Genomic DNA, 13,795 nt, shown 5'->3' with positions numbered 1-13,795 from the left:
GATCGTCAGCGGGTTCCGGGGGCTGCGGGTAGGAGACGGGGTCATCCACCCGTCTGGGAGAGCTTGTTCAGGTCGCCCAGGGAGAACTTCAGGGTGTTGCCGGGCAACGAAATCGGATTGCCCGCCGCGTCCACGTCGTACTGCCCCTGGTTCGGATTGAGAAGGGACGCCGGAGCGTCGGGGTAGACCTCCAGGAACAGTAGCTGCGTTCCTCCCTTCTTGAGGGAGGCCGTGCCCGCCTCGGCGTAGACGACGCCTTCGGACTCCCCGCCGAGCTGGCCGACGTCGATCAGCTGCCCCTTGCCGGCCGTGCCCTTGAACACCTTGAGCACTTTGGCCTGATAAACGGTCAGCACGATCGAGCTGTCCCGCGGCCCGGTTTGCGCGGGCGCCGTGACCCCGGCCGACGGATTGAGACGAGGGTCGTCGCCGGTGGGAGTGTCCGGATTTATCGTCTGGATTCTCGTCTGGTCGCCCAATCGCGCCTGGATGACGAGATCCGCTCTTTTGAACAGCGCGGCCAGGCTGTCATAGCTCGGGTACGCGGCACGATAGGTGACGGGCGTCTTCGACCGCGCCGCGTCGTTTCCGGACGCGCAGGAGCTGAGTACGGACACCAGCGTCAGCGCGGCGCACGCAAGTGCCGCAGCGCGAGTGGCTTTACGGCTCACACTGATCACTCCTCCCACGGATAGAGACCGTCCTCATGGGTCGAGCGCGCAGGCTTCACGCGCTTTGGGGGCCCCGTCCGGCACTCGGGCCGAGGACCCGCAGCGCCTGCTCCAGGCCCTCATAGACACCGCCTCCTAAAGATCCCCGGGCTGCAGCGGCCCGGCGAAGACCACGATCTCGTCGATGTCGCCGGCGGCCGTGAGGTGCACCATGTCGGTGCCCGACAGCACGGTGCCGCCGTCGGCCGCCTCGAAGCGCCAGCCGAACCGGGCCCACTCGTGCGGCGCGTCGACCGAGGTAGTACGCACCAGCCGGCACCCGCCCGCCCGATAGTTCTGCACCACTTCGGTGATGAAGTCCTCCACTGCACTGCGGCCGACGCCGCGGCCGAGCGGGCCCCAGAACACCACGCCTGGCGCGAGCGCGCGGCTGAGCAGATCGGCCCGCCGCGCCGGGTCGTCGGAGTTGGCCGCGGCGATGAAGGCGTCGACCGCGTCCGCATGCGCCTGGTCCTGTGGCTCCGTCCGGGAGTTCGCCGTCACGCCGTCCTCCTGATGTCTCATGGAGACGATCGTCCCAGAGCCGAGGGCCGACAGGCCCGGGAGAGCCTGTACGGCTACTCGCTGCGCCGCCGCGTCATCACGGTAAACCCCGCAGACCCTGTCGAGCGGCCCGAGGTCTCCACCGTCGGCGTCACCCCGGCGCGCCGTCGCCGAGCAGACCGCCCTGGTCGACGCCCCCTTACCGATGGCCGCGTAGCCGACCGGATGCCCCAGCGCGCGAGGCCTGTGGCTAGGCGCCCGCCACCGTTCGTTCCGCCGCCGTGATGGCGTTGCGGAACAGCATCGCGACCGTGGTGGGCCCCACGCCCCCTACGCGCGGCGTGATCGCGCCCGCCACGCTCTCGACCGACTCGTCCACATCCGGCAGCAGGCGGCGGCCCTCGTAGCGGACCCCGCCACCGACTACGACCGCGCCGGGCTTGACGTGCCCGGGCTGGATGATGCCAGGCACGCCCGCTGCGGCTATGAGGATGTCGGCTCGCTGGGTGTAGCGCGCCCAGTCGGGCACACCGGTGTGGACCACGGTGACCGCGGCGTTGGCGGTCGGGCGCTTTTGGCTGAGCAGCATGGCGAGGGGCCTTCCGAGGGTGGCGCCGCGGCCCAGGATGACGACCTCACGCCCGGACACCGGAATGTCGTAGTACGCGAGCAGGGCCTCGATGCCCGCAGGCGTGCACGGCAGAGGGCCGGGCATGCCGAGGGCCAGGCGGCCCATGTTGAGCGGGTGCATACCGTCGACGTCCTTGTCCGGGTCCATGGCCTGCAACGCGGCGTCGTAGTCGAGGTGCCCCGGCACCGGGTACTGCACCAGCAGCCCATGCACCACCGGGTCGTCGTTGTAGGCGGCGATAGCGGCGTGCAGGTCGGCCTGGGTGGCGCCGGCGGGCAGGTGCGTGTGCGGCGAATCGAAGCCGAGCTCGGCGGCCTGACGCTGCTTGATACGGATGTACTCGGCGCTCGCGTCATCGTCGCCGACGAGGATCGTGGCCAAAGACGGGGTGACGCCCTTTCCGGTGAGTACGGCGGCGCGGGCGGCTACGTCGTTGAGTACGCTCTCGGCGACCGGGCCGCCGGGCAGCATGCGTGTGCTGGACATACGTCTCCTCGAGGAGTGGTCGCCCAGGCGGTCGGCTTCCACGACGAGCTCCCCGATGGTCGATTCCATCCTCTTGCCGCCAGTCGCTTCCTCTAGCATGCCCGCTTCCGAGGAAACGCGATGCAAGGAATGGGCGCTACCTCTGGCACCGGGGCCAGGTTACCGGTCGTTCCGCTTGTGCCCGGCCGCCTTGGGCGTGACTGCCTGACGAGCCGAGCGGCACACGTCAGCCGGTACTCCCGGGGGCCGGGGTGACCTTTCCCAGCGGGCTCAGGTGTCCAGGTCCGCGGGAGTGGGCTCGTCCGGTGCGTGACCACACGATCCTGGGAACCGCGAAGATCCTCGCCGCGGTGGTGCTGTCGGTACCCGGACTGCCACGGCTGAAGGAATGGGCCTACGCCGGCGTCGTGATCAACATGACCGGCGCGGCCGCCTCACAGGCCGCCATGAACCACCGATCCATCGGCGACCTCATCGCACCGGCCGCGTTCGCGGGGCTGGCGATCCTCTCCTGGGCGTTGCGTCCCCCCACCCGCCGGCTCTAGTACTGACGCAGGGGATGACATGTTCACCGCTCATCCGCTGCCAGGAGGTCGATGAGGTCGGCGGCCGCATGATCCGTGGCGACGGGCTTCCGGTCAGACGTCCCGCGGACCTCGTCAAGGTGCCGGCGTCGTCTCCGCCAGTTCGCTCAGGGCCGTCCGGTTGGGGAGGCCGGTCTTGGTGAGGAGGGACGCGACGTGTTTCTCGACGGTGCGCGGCGACAGGTGCAGGCGCGTCGCGATCTCCCGGTTTCCGAGGCGCCGGGCGAGCAACCGCAGGACCTCGTACTCGCGCACGGTGACGCCGGCGGCGCGCAGCGGAGAGGGGATGTTGTCGACGCCGGGGCGACGCTGGGTGACGCGCACTCCGGCCCGGCGCATCAGCGTCCGGCAGGCGCCGGCGACCGCGGTCACCCCGCCGGAGTGGAAGTACTCCTCGGAGCGGCGCAGCCACTCGACCGGGGTGCCCCAGCCGTCGGTGATCGCGGCCTCGGCCACCAGGCGTAGCCCGATATTGCGGCCGGTGCCGAACAACTCGCCGGCCCGTACCGCCTGGTCGACGGCGTCGGCGGCGTCGCGGCCGCGTCCCGCCCGGCCGTGCAGCACGGCGCTAGCGAACAGCGCGAACTGCCGGTCCCAGCGCAGCCGGCTGGCCGGCGCCGCGACCACCGCCTGGTATTCCGGCCAGTCCAGCTCACCGGCCAGCGACCGCAGGAGGAGATCCAGGCCGTAGCGGCCGGTCAGCGGGTAGACCGTCGGGTTCTGGTCCTCGGCGGCCAGCGCGCGGGACTGCTCCGCCATGGCCAGCGCCCGGTCCTCCTCAAGGAGCGCGCACCATGCCCGCGCCAGCCCATGCGCCCGCGGCGTGAGCTGCGCGTGCTCGGGCACCTGGTGGCGCAGTTCGGCGAACGCGGTCTCCATTTCCTGCCGCCGGCCCTGGTGGGCGGCGAGGATGGCCCGCTGCAGCAGCGCGTACCGGGCGGCCTCCAGGAGCCGCAGCCGCGAGGCCGACTCCAGCACCTGGTCGAGGATCTCCCCGGCGACGCCGAAATCGGCGCGTAAGATCGATTGGAAGGAGATGCAGGTCTCGGCCTGAAAGCGGGCCGTGACCGCGCCGACCCGCGACGCCTCCTGCCGGACATGCTCCAGCCGGCTGATGCCGCCGTCGCGCAGCGCCTCGTCGTTGCCGAGCCGGATCAGCGTGTGGATCTCCTCAATCGGCAGGTTGTACCGCACGGCGAGGCTGCGCGCGTGTTCAAGGCACGCCGTCGCCTCCTGCGGGTCGCGTGGGCGGTTCAGCGCCCCCAGTAACTGCCACGCCTGGCAGGCGACCATGGGAAGCCGGGCTCTCTCCGCCACTTCGGCGGCGCGCCGCGCGAGCTGTTCTGCCAGTCGTACCTGGTCCGGGCCCGGCAGGTCGAGCACGAGATGCGCGGCGACGACGTCGATCGGCGCGGTATCCCGGTCGGCGGCGTCCGGGCCCAGCAGCCGGCGCGCGATCTCCACCTGGGCGAGGCCGTCGGCGGACCGGCCGCCTACCGCGGCGGCCCAGGCCAGGCGGGTGTGCAATTTGGCGCGGGACCCGCGGCTGATCAGGCCGGTGAACTCGTCGAGCCGGCCGGCCGCGGTGACCGCTCGCTCCACCAGGCCGGCCTCGGCGAGCGCGAGTAGCAGCGCGGCGAGCGCGTCGGCCCGCGCCTGCACGTCGGTGCCGTGCCCGAGCAGGTCGAGGGCCTTCTCCAGCAGCCTGACCGCCGTGTTCGCCGCGCCTTGGGCCAGCGCCCTGCGGCCCGCCTCCGCGAGCAGCCGGCCGGCGACGGCGGGTTCGCCTGCCTGCAGCCGCAGGGTGGCCGACGTCTGGCACCATTCGTCGGGCAGTTCGGGGAACACGGCCTGTACCGCGTCGGCGGCGCGCCGCGCGAGCACACCGCGCTCGTCCGGGGTCAGCAGGGTGAGCAGCGCCTCTACGACGAGCGGGTGCTGGAAGGCGTACCAGTCGGGAGTCTCCTCGTCCGGGGCGACGAATTCGGCGGTCAGCTCGGCGTGCAACTGCCTGAGCAACTCGCGGTATCCGAGGCCGGTGGCCGCCTGCAGGACCGACACCGGGAAGCGCGGGCCGAGCACCGCCGCCACCGAGAGCAGATCCCTTCCCTGCGGGCCGAGCTTGTCGAGCCGCGTGGCCATGGTGCGGGTGAGCGAGCCGGTCACCCTGGTGTGCAGCCTGCCGGTGACCCGCCAGCGCCCGCCGTCGCGTTCACGTGCCACGAGCCCGCTGCGCAGCATCTCGCCGAGCATCTCCTCGACCATCAGCGGGACGCCGCCGCTGTCGGCCCACAACTGCTCGGCCAGCTCGTCGGGGACGTCGGGCGCGTCGCATTCCAGGTAGCCCCCGGCCAGCCGGCGCACCTCGTCGCCGTCGAGCCGCCGCAGTTCGAGCAGGCCGGCGGAGCCGCGCTGCGCCGCTGAGCGGGCCAGATCGAGGGCGGGGCACGGCTCGCTGGAGGCCGCGCCGAGCAGCATGGCGGGTTGCCCGGCGAGGTTCTCGACGAGGTAGTCGACCACGGCCAGGCTCTCGGCGTCGGAGTTCTGCAAGTCGTCGAGGATCATCAGGCAGCCGCGCTCCCGCCCGGCGAGCGCGGTCAGCCGCAGCACCGCCTCGGCGAGGATCACCAGCGATCCGCCCTCGTGCGCGGGCGCCGGGGTGCCCCAGTCGGGCACCAGCCTGGCGAGGACCGGCTGGTACGGGCCCAGTCGCGCGACATCGATGGGGGTGCCGGACCGCTGCAAGGACATCAGCGCCTCGGTCAGCAGCCGGAACGGGGCCATCGGGCCGATCGGGCTGGCCCTGCCGCGGAGCGTGCACATGTCGGCCGCCAGGCCGAGGTCGGCTGCCGCCGTGGACAGGCGTGACTTGCCGATCCCGCCTTCGCCGATCACGAACAGCGCGCCGCCCCGTCCGGACCGGGCGCTGGCCAACGCACGGTCGATCGTGCGGAGCTCTTCATCGCGGCATACCACGGCCGATACGGGGAACAGGGTCATTCGAGGTTAATAGCCAAATTGGGCGGGTTTACGCGGCCTGTCAGGTGGCAAAGCGGCACCCGGTGGAAAACCGTGCCCGGATGGGGTCACGGAGAAACCGGATGCCGCGCTGTGACGCTCACCGCAGGCGGTCAGACGGCCGGCGGAGATTGCCAGGCAGTGCCGCTTCGCCGGCGGGATATCACACGATTCTGCTGATGGATGTCTCGCCGCCGCAGCAGGTGGTGTCCGCCTGGCCGGCCAAGCTGTTGATCGGGCTGCCGAGCCCCGTCGTGGTACCGCCCGTCGTGGCGATGACGCCGGCGAGCACGGCGACCCGCAGGCCGAACTGCACTCCCGGCCGGCCCAGTCTGCTGACGCTTGTCGCGGGTGTGGATTCCCGTGCCTCGTCGCGGGAGTCGGTGCGTTGGGTGCGCGTGCTCGTCAACTCGAACCTCATTTTCCTCAGCCTTCCTCTCGAGTTCGTCGTGCGCGTGGGTCGTCTGTCGGTCGGGTGCCGCGGAGCCTCGGGCCGGGGTCGCGGCACTGGTCAGGGGGTGGGCTCAAGGAGTAGTACCGAAGGGACCGTCCGCGGGAAGCCGAGCCGTAGCAGCCCGTATCCGATGCCCGCGAGCCCGTGCAGCAGCCCGGGCGTGGCGATCCCGCCGGGCGTGGCGCAGGTCGGTCCGTGCCGGTGGACCGCGTCGAGGACGAGGTCGGCGCGGTGGTGCAGGGCCGGCGCGGCACCCTGGTCCGGTCTGATGGCGGTCAGCACGAGGAGCGCGTCGGCGATGCCGAGTTCGCCGTGGCACAGGCTCAGGTCGCCGAGCACGGGGCGCTCGGCCAGCGAGAGCAGAGCCGCCTCGGTTTCGGCCGTCGCGGCGTCCCCCGCCAGACACGCGCGTGCCATGAGCAGGCCGGCGGTCCCGCGGCACCAGCCGTGCCCCTCAGGCCCACCCGGGACGACCTGCTCGCCTGCCCGCCGCAGCGCGCGCCGGCCCGCGAGGGAATGGCGCGAATCCGGTGCGTGGACGGCGAACCGGGTGAGTGCCCAGCCGATCCCGGCGGCGCCGGCGGCGAAGCCCGGCGGCATGCCGTCCCCGTCCGGAACGCACCGCCCTGTGGTCCGCTCCACGAGGTCGGCGAGCCGGTCGGCGCACGTGACGGCCAGCCTCGCGGCCGCCCCGGAACCGATCTCACGGTGCACCGCGCTCATCGCGGCCAGGCATCCGGCGGTGCCGTCCGTCCACCCGGGTGGCTCAGGCGGCCCGCCCAGGCCGGCCGCGCGGTCCGCCAGCGCCACGCTCGTCTCGGCCCAGTCGCGCAGTTCGGGGTCGTCGAGCAGGGTGGCCAGCCGGGCCAGCGCGTAGCTCATGCCGCCGAGTCCCGCGCTGCTGCCGCAGGCGACCGCGCCGAGCAGGTCGGCCCGATCGGCGAGGGTGGCCAGCAGTTGGGGGATCGGGCCCACCGCCCGGCGCGCCGCCTGACCGTAGCGGGCGATGCCGGTCAACCGGGCGAGCTGGGCCAGGAACAGCGCCACCCCGAGGTAGCCGTCCGCCAGGCCGGCGCCCATCGGGAGCACCATCCAGCGCGTGTCGTCGACCAGTTGCAGTCCGAGCCAGTTGATCCGGCCCCGATCGTCCTCGTCACGCATGATCTTGCTGCGCGCGAGGATCTCGTCGGCCAGCCCGGCCGCGGCGGCGAGCAGCCTGCCGGGTTTGGCGCCCGCGGGTCTGCGCGCCATGGCCGGGAGGGTGCTGCGGTGGCCTTCGGCCGGCCGGCGGGCGGCCAGGCTGGCCCGGATCACCCACTCCTGCTCGCCCCGGTCGATCTCGCCCATCGCCGCGATCTTCTCCAGGGCGCATTCCAGGCCTGAGCGCTCCAGCAGGCCGGGCAGGTGCGCTCCGGCGCAGGTCCACAGGTCCCTGGCCGCGGGCCGGCTGGTGATCAGCGGGATGTCGCCGGCCCATAGCGCGGCGCGTTCGTACGGAGCCAGCCGCTGCCACAGGTGATGGCGAGCAGAGGCCTCGTCGAGCAGATCCAGGATCCTGTCCCGGTCGAGCGCGTCCCGCAGCAGGTCAGGGTGTGTGGACTCGTCCAGCAGGTGCGCGTAGCCGCGGCTCGGCCGGACGACGACGCGGGTCTGGACCTCGGAGAAGGATTCGACGAGCCGGGTGAACTCCGCTCGGCAGCGCACGACCTCGTCGTAGCCGAGCCGGAAACCGTCCAGTACGTCGGCCTGGTGGTCGGCCGGCTCGATCGTCCGCCCGCCGAAGCGGGGGCGGTTGCCGGCGCCGGCGTAGGGGACCGGCCGCCGGACGAGGCGCGATCCGGCGCCGGCCGGCGGATCCCAGTCCAGGACGCCTTCGGGACAGGTCGCACCCGGATCGCCGCCCATGCCGGACTGGTCGAGCAGGCCGTTCTCGCCGACGGTGACGTACGGCAGGAGCCCGGTGCGCTGCACCGAGCCGGCCAGCGCGTGGGCGGCGGGGTCGGCGATGGTGATGGTGTCCGGCATGGGCAGGTCAGGGTGGAAGATGGTCTCCACGTCGATCAGAACCGGCTGGTCACCGCACGCGATGACGTTCTCGCAGTGCATGTCGGTCGCGTGCACCGCGTGCAGGGCGGCGAGCAGCACTCCCGCGCGCCGGTAGAACCGCCGCGCGTCTTCGGGTCGCTTCAGCGGCCGGGCCTGGACGAATTCCATCCAGCCGTACCCCGGCCGGGCGACCGCCCGGGCGGTGCGCAGACCGCAGCCAGGTAGCCGCCGGTCGAGCCAGGCGACGACCTCGTTGAACCGCAGGTGCGCGGCGAGGCAGCGCGGCTTGTAGACGACGGTGCGGCCGTCGGCGAAGCGGACGAGGCTCACCGAGCGGCCCTGCTCGTGCGGGTCGCCGAGCCCGGGCTCGACCGCCGTGACCGGCCCCGGGTCCACACCGCCGAGGAGGGGCCCGACCAGGGCCGCGCGGTCGGCGCCGAGGCGGGCCAGCAGTTCGGCGCCCGCGTCGGCGGCCGACATGGCGGTCGTGCCCAGTTGCCGGGCCAGCACCGGGTACCGCGCGAAGAGCGCGGCGAGCCCGGCGGACGTGCACTGGCGGTGCAGGAAGTCCGCGAATCGTTCCCGGTCGTCCGCGCCGGTCAGCAGGCCACCGGCGTGCGCCGTGCCCAGCTCCGCCATCAGGGTGTACAGGGCGATGCGCGCCAGCCTCCTGGCCAGGACGTCGGTGAACGTCCGCGCGACGGAGCGGGCGTCGGACTCGCCGGGCGCGAGATGCCGCCCGGCCGCCTCGGTCAGCCGGTCGCGCACGAGGGCCAGGAATGGCCGGAACGGGACGGCGAACGCCTCGTGCCACTCGTCCGTGTCCGGCGGTTCGCCGGGAGGCAGGGCCGTGGCGACGGCCTGCTCCACGAAGTCGCACCAGGCCGGGCGGACGGCGGCGCCGTCGCCGGGCACGGCGGTCTCCGGCCGCTCATGCCGCGCCAGCGCCCGGGCCCACCAGTCGGTGCCAGGCAGCACGGCAGCGGTGCTCTCGCCTAGTGTCGCCGGTTGCGTCATAGCTTCGAAGCTGTCACAGCCCCGTCTCCCGGTGATGGGTAGAAGACCCCCATGTTTCTCCCGCGGCCACCCGCTCCGGGGGCGCCGGGTACGTAGACGGTCCGTAGCCCGGCGGCACGGCGCCACGGTGGTGCGGCGGCGCGGCGACGCACGCTGGGCATGAACGGTGACGCGGCGGACAGGGGGTCGCGTGGAGAATCTGGGGGTCGCGACCCCATGCGAGTGGGGCCGGTCCTGGCGGATGTTGGGGGCGAGAGATTCCTCATGTCTGGCCGAGGAGGTCCGATGGGTGACCCGGTCCGGGCCAACGTCGTCGCGTTGGACCCGATGCTGGAAGCGGGCGCCACGAGCGCTTTGCTCGGCTGTCCCGATGTCGCCGTGGTGCGGCCGCAGGAAGCGGCGGAGGTCACGGTGGTGGTCGTCGACCGAATACAGGACCAGGTGTTCGACCTGCTGCGCGCGCGGCGAGATCTGGCCGACCGGCCCGGGGTGGTGCTCGTCGCCGGCGACTTCGCGCCCTCTCAGGCGTTGCACGCGATCGCGGCGGGTGCGCGTGGCCTGGTGCGCCGCTGCGAGGCCGACGCGGGCCGCCTGGCGCGCGCGGTGCTCGCCGCGGCCTGTGGCGACTGCACCGTCCCGCCGGACATGCTCACGTGCCTGCTCGATCACGAGGCGGGCGCCGCCCCCGCGGGCGGGACACCTCGCGGGCCCTGGCGAGGCGCGGGCCTGAGCGAGCGGGAGCTGGCCGTGCTCACGCTCATCGCCGATGGCCGCGAGACCGATGAGATCGCGCGGGAACTGTGTTACTCGTCTCGCACCGTCGTCGGGGTGGTGCATGACATCACCCACCGCTTCCGGCTGCGCAACCGCGCTCATGCGGTGGCGTACGCGCTCCGGACGGGGCTGTTGTGACCGGGGCGGCCGCGGGCACGCTGGAGCGTCCCCGCGTGCATGTCAACGCCGCCGACGCGGCGGCGCGCAGCAAGGTGCTCTCGCTGCTCGGGCCGTGCGGGTTCCCGCTGGCCGCGGAACCCGACGGGTCCGCGGACACGGTGGTGATAGCCGTGGCGGCCACGGTGGACGAGGCGTTGGAAGCGTGGCCCGGAGCGAACCTGCCCGGCGAGCACGCGCTCCTGCTCGTCGCCGACACCTTCTCCCCGCCCGGCGTGCTGCGGGCCGTGCGGGCGGGGGTGCGCACCATGCTGCGGTCCGCCGACGCGACCTCGGTACGGCTGGGCGCGGCGGTGCGCTCGGCGCACCGCGGCGACGGCCGCCTGCCGCATGAGGTGCTGGTGCGGCTGCTCGGCGGCCCGGCCCCCGCGCCGCCGCCGTCGCGCCCGGTGCCGTCGCTGACGGCCCGGCAGAAGGCGGTGCTCGCGCTGATGGCGGACGGGCTGGGGAACGCCGCCATCGCCCAGGTGCTGTGCTGCTCGGAGCATACGGTCAAGAACGTCATCTACGACCTGACGGCCCGGTTGCAGGTGCGCAACCGGGCGCATGCGGTGGCGTGTGCGGTGCGGAGGGGGTTGGTCTAGCCGGTGTGGCCGGCCGGCGCGCGTCCGGGAAGGAAGTCCGGCAGGTCGACGCCGAGCCCGTCCCGCCGGGCGGCGCGCAGCACCATGTCCGCGACCGCGAGGTCGAGCACCCCCAGCCCGAACGGGGAGAACAGCGTCACCCGCCGCGGATCGCGACCGTGGTCGCCACCGCTGAGCAGGAGTTCCCCGATGGTGGCCTGGATGAACCCGCGGTGACCGACATGCTGCTCGGCCAGGTGCATGGAGGTCGCGGCGCGCAGGACGTGGTCACGGTCGTCGACGATGTTCACCGCGTCCAGCACCCCGCCGATGGTCACGTCCCGCAACGAGATGTGCAGGACGAGCGAGCCGGGACGGCAGGCGTGAAGATCGAGATGGGGGACGGTGGCCGTGGTCGCGAGACTGACCAGCGGGTGCGCGGCGAGTGCCTCGTCCGGGTGGCCGGCCACGGACGCCCTCACGTCCAGCTCCGCCGAGCAGCGCCGCGCGAACGCCTCGGCCCGGCCGGGGTCGAGGTCGAACACGGTGACCTCGCGCAGCTCCGGATGGACCACCGTGAGGAACCGCAGGATCTCGGCGTTGATGACGCCGCACCCGATCACCGAGACCCCGTCGGCGGGCTCCGCGCCCTGCAAGGTCGCCGACGCGAGGGCGGCGCTCGCGGCGGTGCGCCGCGCGGAGATCACCGAGCCCTCCATCACGCACAGCGGGTGGCCGGTGCTCGTCGAGTTCAGGATGATCGCGGCCGAGGCGCGGTCCATCCCGGCCGCCACGTTCCCCGGGAACGACGCTATCCACTTCACTCCGGCGACCGGCTCGTCGCCGCCCAGGTATGCAGGCAGCGCGATGATGCGGTCGCGGGCGCTGTGGGGGAAGCGCAGGAACACCGATTCGGGCACGGCCGTCTCGCCGCGGGCGTGTTCCACATACGCGTGCCGCACCGCGGTGAGCACCTCGACATCCTTGCCGTCCAGTACGTGCCGGACGTCCGCGGTGCCGAGGATCAGCATCGCTTGTCGCAGATGGTGCGGTCCATGTACCGGCGCAGGCTGGCCGGCCGCATGTCGGTCCAGATCACCCCGATGTAGTCGAGGCATTCGGGCTGGGTGCCCTGGGTGCCCTCGGCGTGCCAGCCGGGCGGTGGTTCCTGGTCGGCCGGCCAGACCGAGTACTGCTCCTCGTCGTTGCGCACGACGCGGTAGACGCCCTCATCCACGGAGTCGTTCATCGACGGTTCCCTTCTGTGCCGGCCGCCCCGGTGTGCGGCGGTCAGGCAACTGTGCCCGCCGCACGCGGTCCGGCGGCAGAGACGAACGCGCGACAGGAGCGGCGGTCGAGCGGTGCTGTTCCTTCCCTGGCGGGCGGCCGCCGCGGCGGGCGATGGTCGGATCGCCATACCCCGACGATCTGAGGAGACATCCCATGGACGATGGCGACGGCAGGGAGACCGGTGTGGCCCGAACGCGCTCGTTGCGCGGCCTCATCGGTGTGCTCGGCGCGGATTTCGCCGCCCTTTCGGCGAACCGCCTGCTGTCCATCGCGGTGCCGTGGCTCGTGCTCACCACGACCGGGAGCCCCGCCAAGACCGGTCTGGTCGCCTTCTGCCAGATCACCCCGTTCGTCATAGCGCAGGCGCTCGCCGGCCCGCTCATCGATCGCATCGGGCCCCGGCGTGTCGCCATCACCGGCGACCTGGTGTCGATGGCCGCCATGATCGTCGCTCCCCTGCTGTTCGCGGCCGGAGGGCTGAACCTGTGGGCGCTGATGGCGCTCATGGCCGTGGTGGGCGCCGCGGACGGCCCCGCCATCGCCGCCAAATCCGTCTTCGTCCCATCGGTCACCCGGGCGGCCCGCGCGCCCATCGAACGCGGCACCGGGCTCATCGCCGCTGTGGAACGCACCGCCACGGTGGCGGGGCCCGCCCTCGCCGGCGTCCTGGTGGCGACGTTCGGCGGTGCCCAGTCGCTCTGGCTCTCGGCGGCCCTGTTCGGCCTGGCGGCCGTGGTCACCACCGCCACGCTCGCCGATCCGGCGCCCGATCCCGCCGCGCCCACGACGGCCGAGGCGGGCGGATACGTCGCCCAGCTGCGGCAGGGTGCCGCGTTCCTCCGCCAGGACGGCCTGCTGCGCGCCATCGTCGGGATGCTGGTCGCGACCAACCTGCTCGACCAGGCCTTCATGGCGGTCCTGCTCCCGGTGTGGGCGCTGGAGTCGGGGTACGGAGCCGAGACGGTGGGCCTGGTGGTCAGCGTCTTCGCGGGCACGTCCATCCTGGCCGCGCTTCTCGCCGCCACGCTCGCCGCCCGGCTGCCCCGCCACGTCGTCTACATGGTCGGCTTCGTGATCGGCGGAGTTCCCCGCTTCCTGGCCATGGCCCTGAGCATCCCGCTGTGGGGCGTGCTCGCGGTCTTCGCCGTCGGCGGCCTCGGCTCCGGATTCGTCAACCCGATCATCGGCGCCGTGAGCTACGAGCGGATTCCGGCGCGGCTGCTCGGGCGGGTCCGGACGCTCACCAGCGCGCTTGCGTGGGCCGGCATCCCCTTCGGCGGCCCGTTCGCGGCGGCCGTTCTCGCGGTGTCGGGGCTGAACGGCGCTTTGCTGATCGTCGGCGGCTGCTACCTGGTCGCCATCGTCGTGCCCGGGCTGCGGCCCGAGTGGTCACAGATGCGCCGGGTCGCGCCGGCGATCGATATCTCCGCTGAGAGTGCTCTTACGGACGCAGAGCCAGAGAAAGGCGCCAAGAATGGTCGCGCTGCCTGAACTGTCGGTACGCCGGACGAGACCCGAGCCGTTCAACAGAGTGTCACCCG

At 72.8% G+C, this 13,795-nt stretch carries 12 protein-coding genes and 1 riboswitch; of the genes, 4 read left to right on the top strand and 8 right to left on the bottom strand.

Annotation, left to right across the window (positions count from 1 at the left end):
• Positions 1–41: 41 nt before the first annotated feature.
• From OG589_RS17655 to OG589_RS17645, 3 genes are all read right to left on the bottom strand, one after another.
• On the bottom strand, positions 42–671 hold the full coding sequence (locus tag OG589_RS17655; RefSeq protein ID WP_405150387.1) for a hypothetical protein: 630 nt from the start codon (positions 669–671) through the stop codon (positions 42–44).
• Between the two features lie 135 nt (positions 672–806).
• Positions 807–1,235, bottom strand: coding sequence for a nuclear transport factor 2 family protein (locus tag OG589_RS17650; protein ID WP_405150385.1), 429 nt, complete (start codon positions 1,233–1,235; stop codon positions 807–809).
• Positions 1,236–1,464: 229 nt separating this feature from the next.
• Positions 1,465–2,331, bottom strand: coding sequence for a bifunctional 5,10-methylenetetrahydrofolate dehydrogenase/5,10-methenyltetrahydrofolate cyclohydrolase (locus tag OG589_RS17645; RefSeq protein WP_405150383.1), 867 nt, complete (start codon positions 2,329–2,331; stop codon positions 1,465–1,467).
• A gap of 14 nt (positions 2,332–2,345) precedes the next feature.
• Positions 2,346–2,428: riboswitch (ZMP/ZTP riboswitch) on the bottom strand.
• A gap of 208 nt (positions 2,429–2,636) precedes the next feature.
• Between OG589_RS17645 and OG589_RS17640 the strand changes: the two genes are divergently transcribed.
• A complete protein-coding gene (locus OG589_RS17640; protein ID WP_405150382.1) occupies positions 2,637–2,876 on the top strand; it encodes a DoxX family protein in 240 nt (79 codons plus the stop codon).
• Positions 2,877–2,990: 114 nt separating this feature from the next.
• On the opposite strand, the gene OG589_RS17635 is transcribed toward OG589_RS17640, so the two are convergent.
• The 3 genes from OG589_RS17635 to OG589_RS17625 form a co-directional block, all read right to left on the bottom strand.
• The gene (locus OG589_RS17635; protein WP_405150380.1) at positions 2,991–5,915 is read right to left on the bottom strand and encodes an ATP-binding protein; all 2,925 of its coding nucleotides are present in this window, start codon (positions 5,913–5,915) and stop codon (positions 2,991–2,993) included.
• Positions 5,916–6,096: 181 nt separating this feature from the next.
• On the bottom strand, positions 6,097–6,354 hold the full coding sequence (locus tag OG589_RS17630; RefSeq protein ID WP_405150378.1) for a hypothetical protein: 258 nt from the start codon (positions 6,352–6,354) through the stop codon (positions 6,097–6,099).
• 90 nt (positions 6,355–6,444) lie between these two features.
• Complete coding sequence (locus OG589_RS17625; protein WP_405150376.1) at positions 6,445–9,450, bottom strand: type 2 lanthipeptide synthetase LanM family protein; 3,006 nt, start codon at positions 9,448–9,450, stop codon at positions 6,445–6,447.
• A gap of 285 nt (positions 9,451–9,735) precedes the next feature.
• Here OG589_RS17625 and OG589_RS17620 point away from each other — a divergent pair, with 285 nt between their 5' ends.
• Together OG589_RS17620 and OG589_RS17615 are read left to right on the top strand one after the other, a co-directional pair.
• Entirely contained in the window at positions 9,736–10,362 is a 627-nt protein-coding gene (locus OG589_RS17620) for a response regulator transcription factor (RefSeq protein WP_405150374.1), read from the top strand.
• The gene (locus OG589_RS17615) at positions 10,359–10,985 is read left to right on the top strand and encodes a response regulator transcription factor (RefSeq protein WP_405150372.1); all 627 of its coding nucleotides are present in this window, start codon (positions 10,359–10,361) and stop codon (positions 10,983–10,985) included. Before OG589_RS17620 ends, OG589_RS17615 begins: the two co-directional genes overlap by 4 nt.
• Here OG589_RS17615 and sbnB read toward each other — a convergent pair.
• Complete coding sequence (gene sbnB, locus OG589_RS17610; protein WP_405150370.1) at positions 10,982–11,995, bottom strand: 2,3-diaminopropionate biosynthesis protein SbnB; 1,014 nt, start codon at positions 11,993–11,995, stop codon at positions 10,982–10,984. The two genes, OG589_RS17615 and sbnB, sit on opposite strands and share 4 nt — an antisense overlap.
• Positions 11,989–12,213, bottom strand: coding sequence for an MbtH family protein (locus OG589_RS17605; RefSeq protein WP_405150368.1), 225 nt, complete (start codon positions 12,211–12,213; stop codon positions 11,989–11,991). The genes sbnB and OG589_RS17605 overlap by 7 nt, the downstream gene beginning before the upstream one ends.
• A 194-nt stretch (positions 12,214–12,407) precedes the next feature.
• Here OG589_RS17605 and OG589_RS17600 point away from each other — a divergent pair, with 194 nt between their 5' ends.
• Complete coding sequence (locus OG589_RS17600) at positions 12,408–13,745, top strand: MFS transporter (protein ID WP_405150365.1); 1,338 nt, start codon at positions 12,408–12,410, stop codon at positions 13,743–13,745.
• Positions 13,746–13,795: the final 50 nt, after the last annotated feature.

The organism is Sphaerisporangium sp. NBC_01403, from assembly GCF_045040145.1.
Classification (GTDB): Bacteria; Actinomycetota; Actinomycetes; order Streptosporangiales; family Streptosporangiaceae; genus Sphaerisporangium; species Sphaerisporangium viridialbum.
This window is presented reverse-complemented; position numbering and strand designations above follow the sequence as displayed.

Coding starts and splice junctions, on each gene's coding strand:
- OG589_RS17635 (WP_405150380.1), bottom strand. CDS start 5,915: ATGACCCTGTTCCCCGTATCGGCCGTGGTATGCCGCGATGAAGAGCTC.
- OG589_RS17620 (WP_405150374.1), top strand. CDS start 9,736: ATGGGTGACCCGGTCCGGGCCAACGTCGTCGCGTTGGACCCGATGCTG.
- OG589_RS17630 (WP_405150378.1), bottom strand. CDS start 6,354: ATGAGGTTCGAGTTGACGAGCACGCGCACCCAACGCACCGACTCCCGC.
- OG589_RS17645 (WP_405150383.1), bottom strand. CDS start 2,331: ATGTCCAGCACACGCATGCTGCCCGGCGGCCCGGTCGCCGAGAGCGTA.
- OG589_RS17600 (WP_405150365.1), top strand. CDS start 12,408: ATGGACGATGGCGACGGCAGGGAGACCGGTGTGGCCCGAACGCGCTCG.
- OG589_RS17605 (WP_405150368.1), bottom strand. CDS start 12,213: ATGAACGACTCCGTGGATGAGGGCGTCTACCGCGTCGTGCGCAACGAC.
- sbnB (WP_405150370.1), bottom strand. CDS start 11,995: ATGCTGATCCTCGGCACCGCGGACGTCCGGCACGTACTGGACGGCAAG.
- OG589_RS17625 (WP_405150376.1), bottom strand. CDS start 9,450: ATGACGCAACCGGCGACACTAGGCGAGAGCACCGCTGCCGTGCTGCCT.
- OG589_RS17650 (WP_405150385.1), bottom strand. CDS start 1,235: ATGAGACATCAGGAGGACGGCGTGACGGCGAACTCCCGGACGGAGCCA.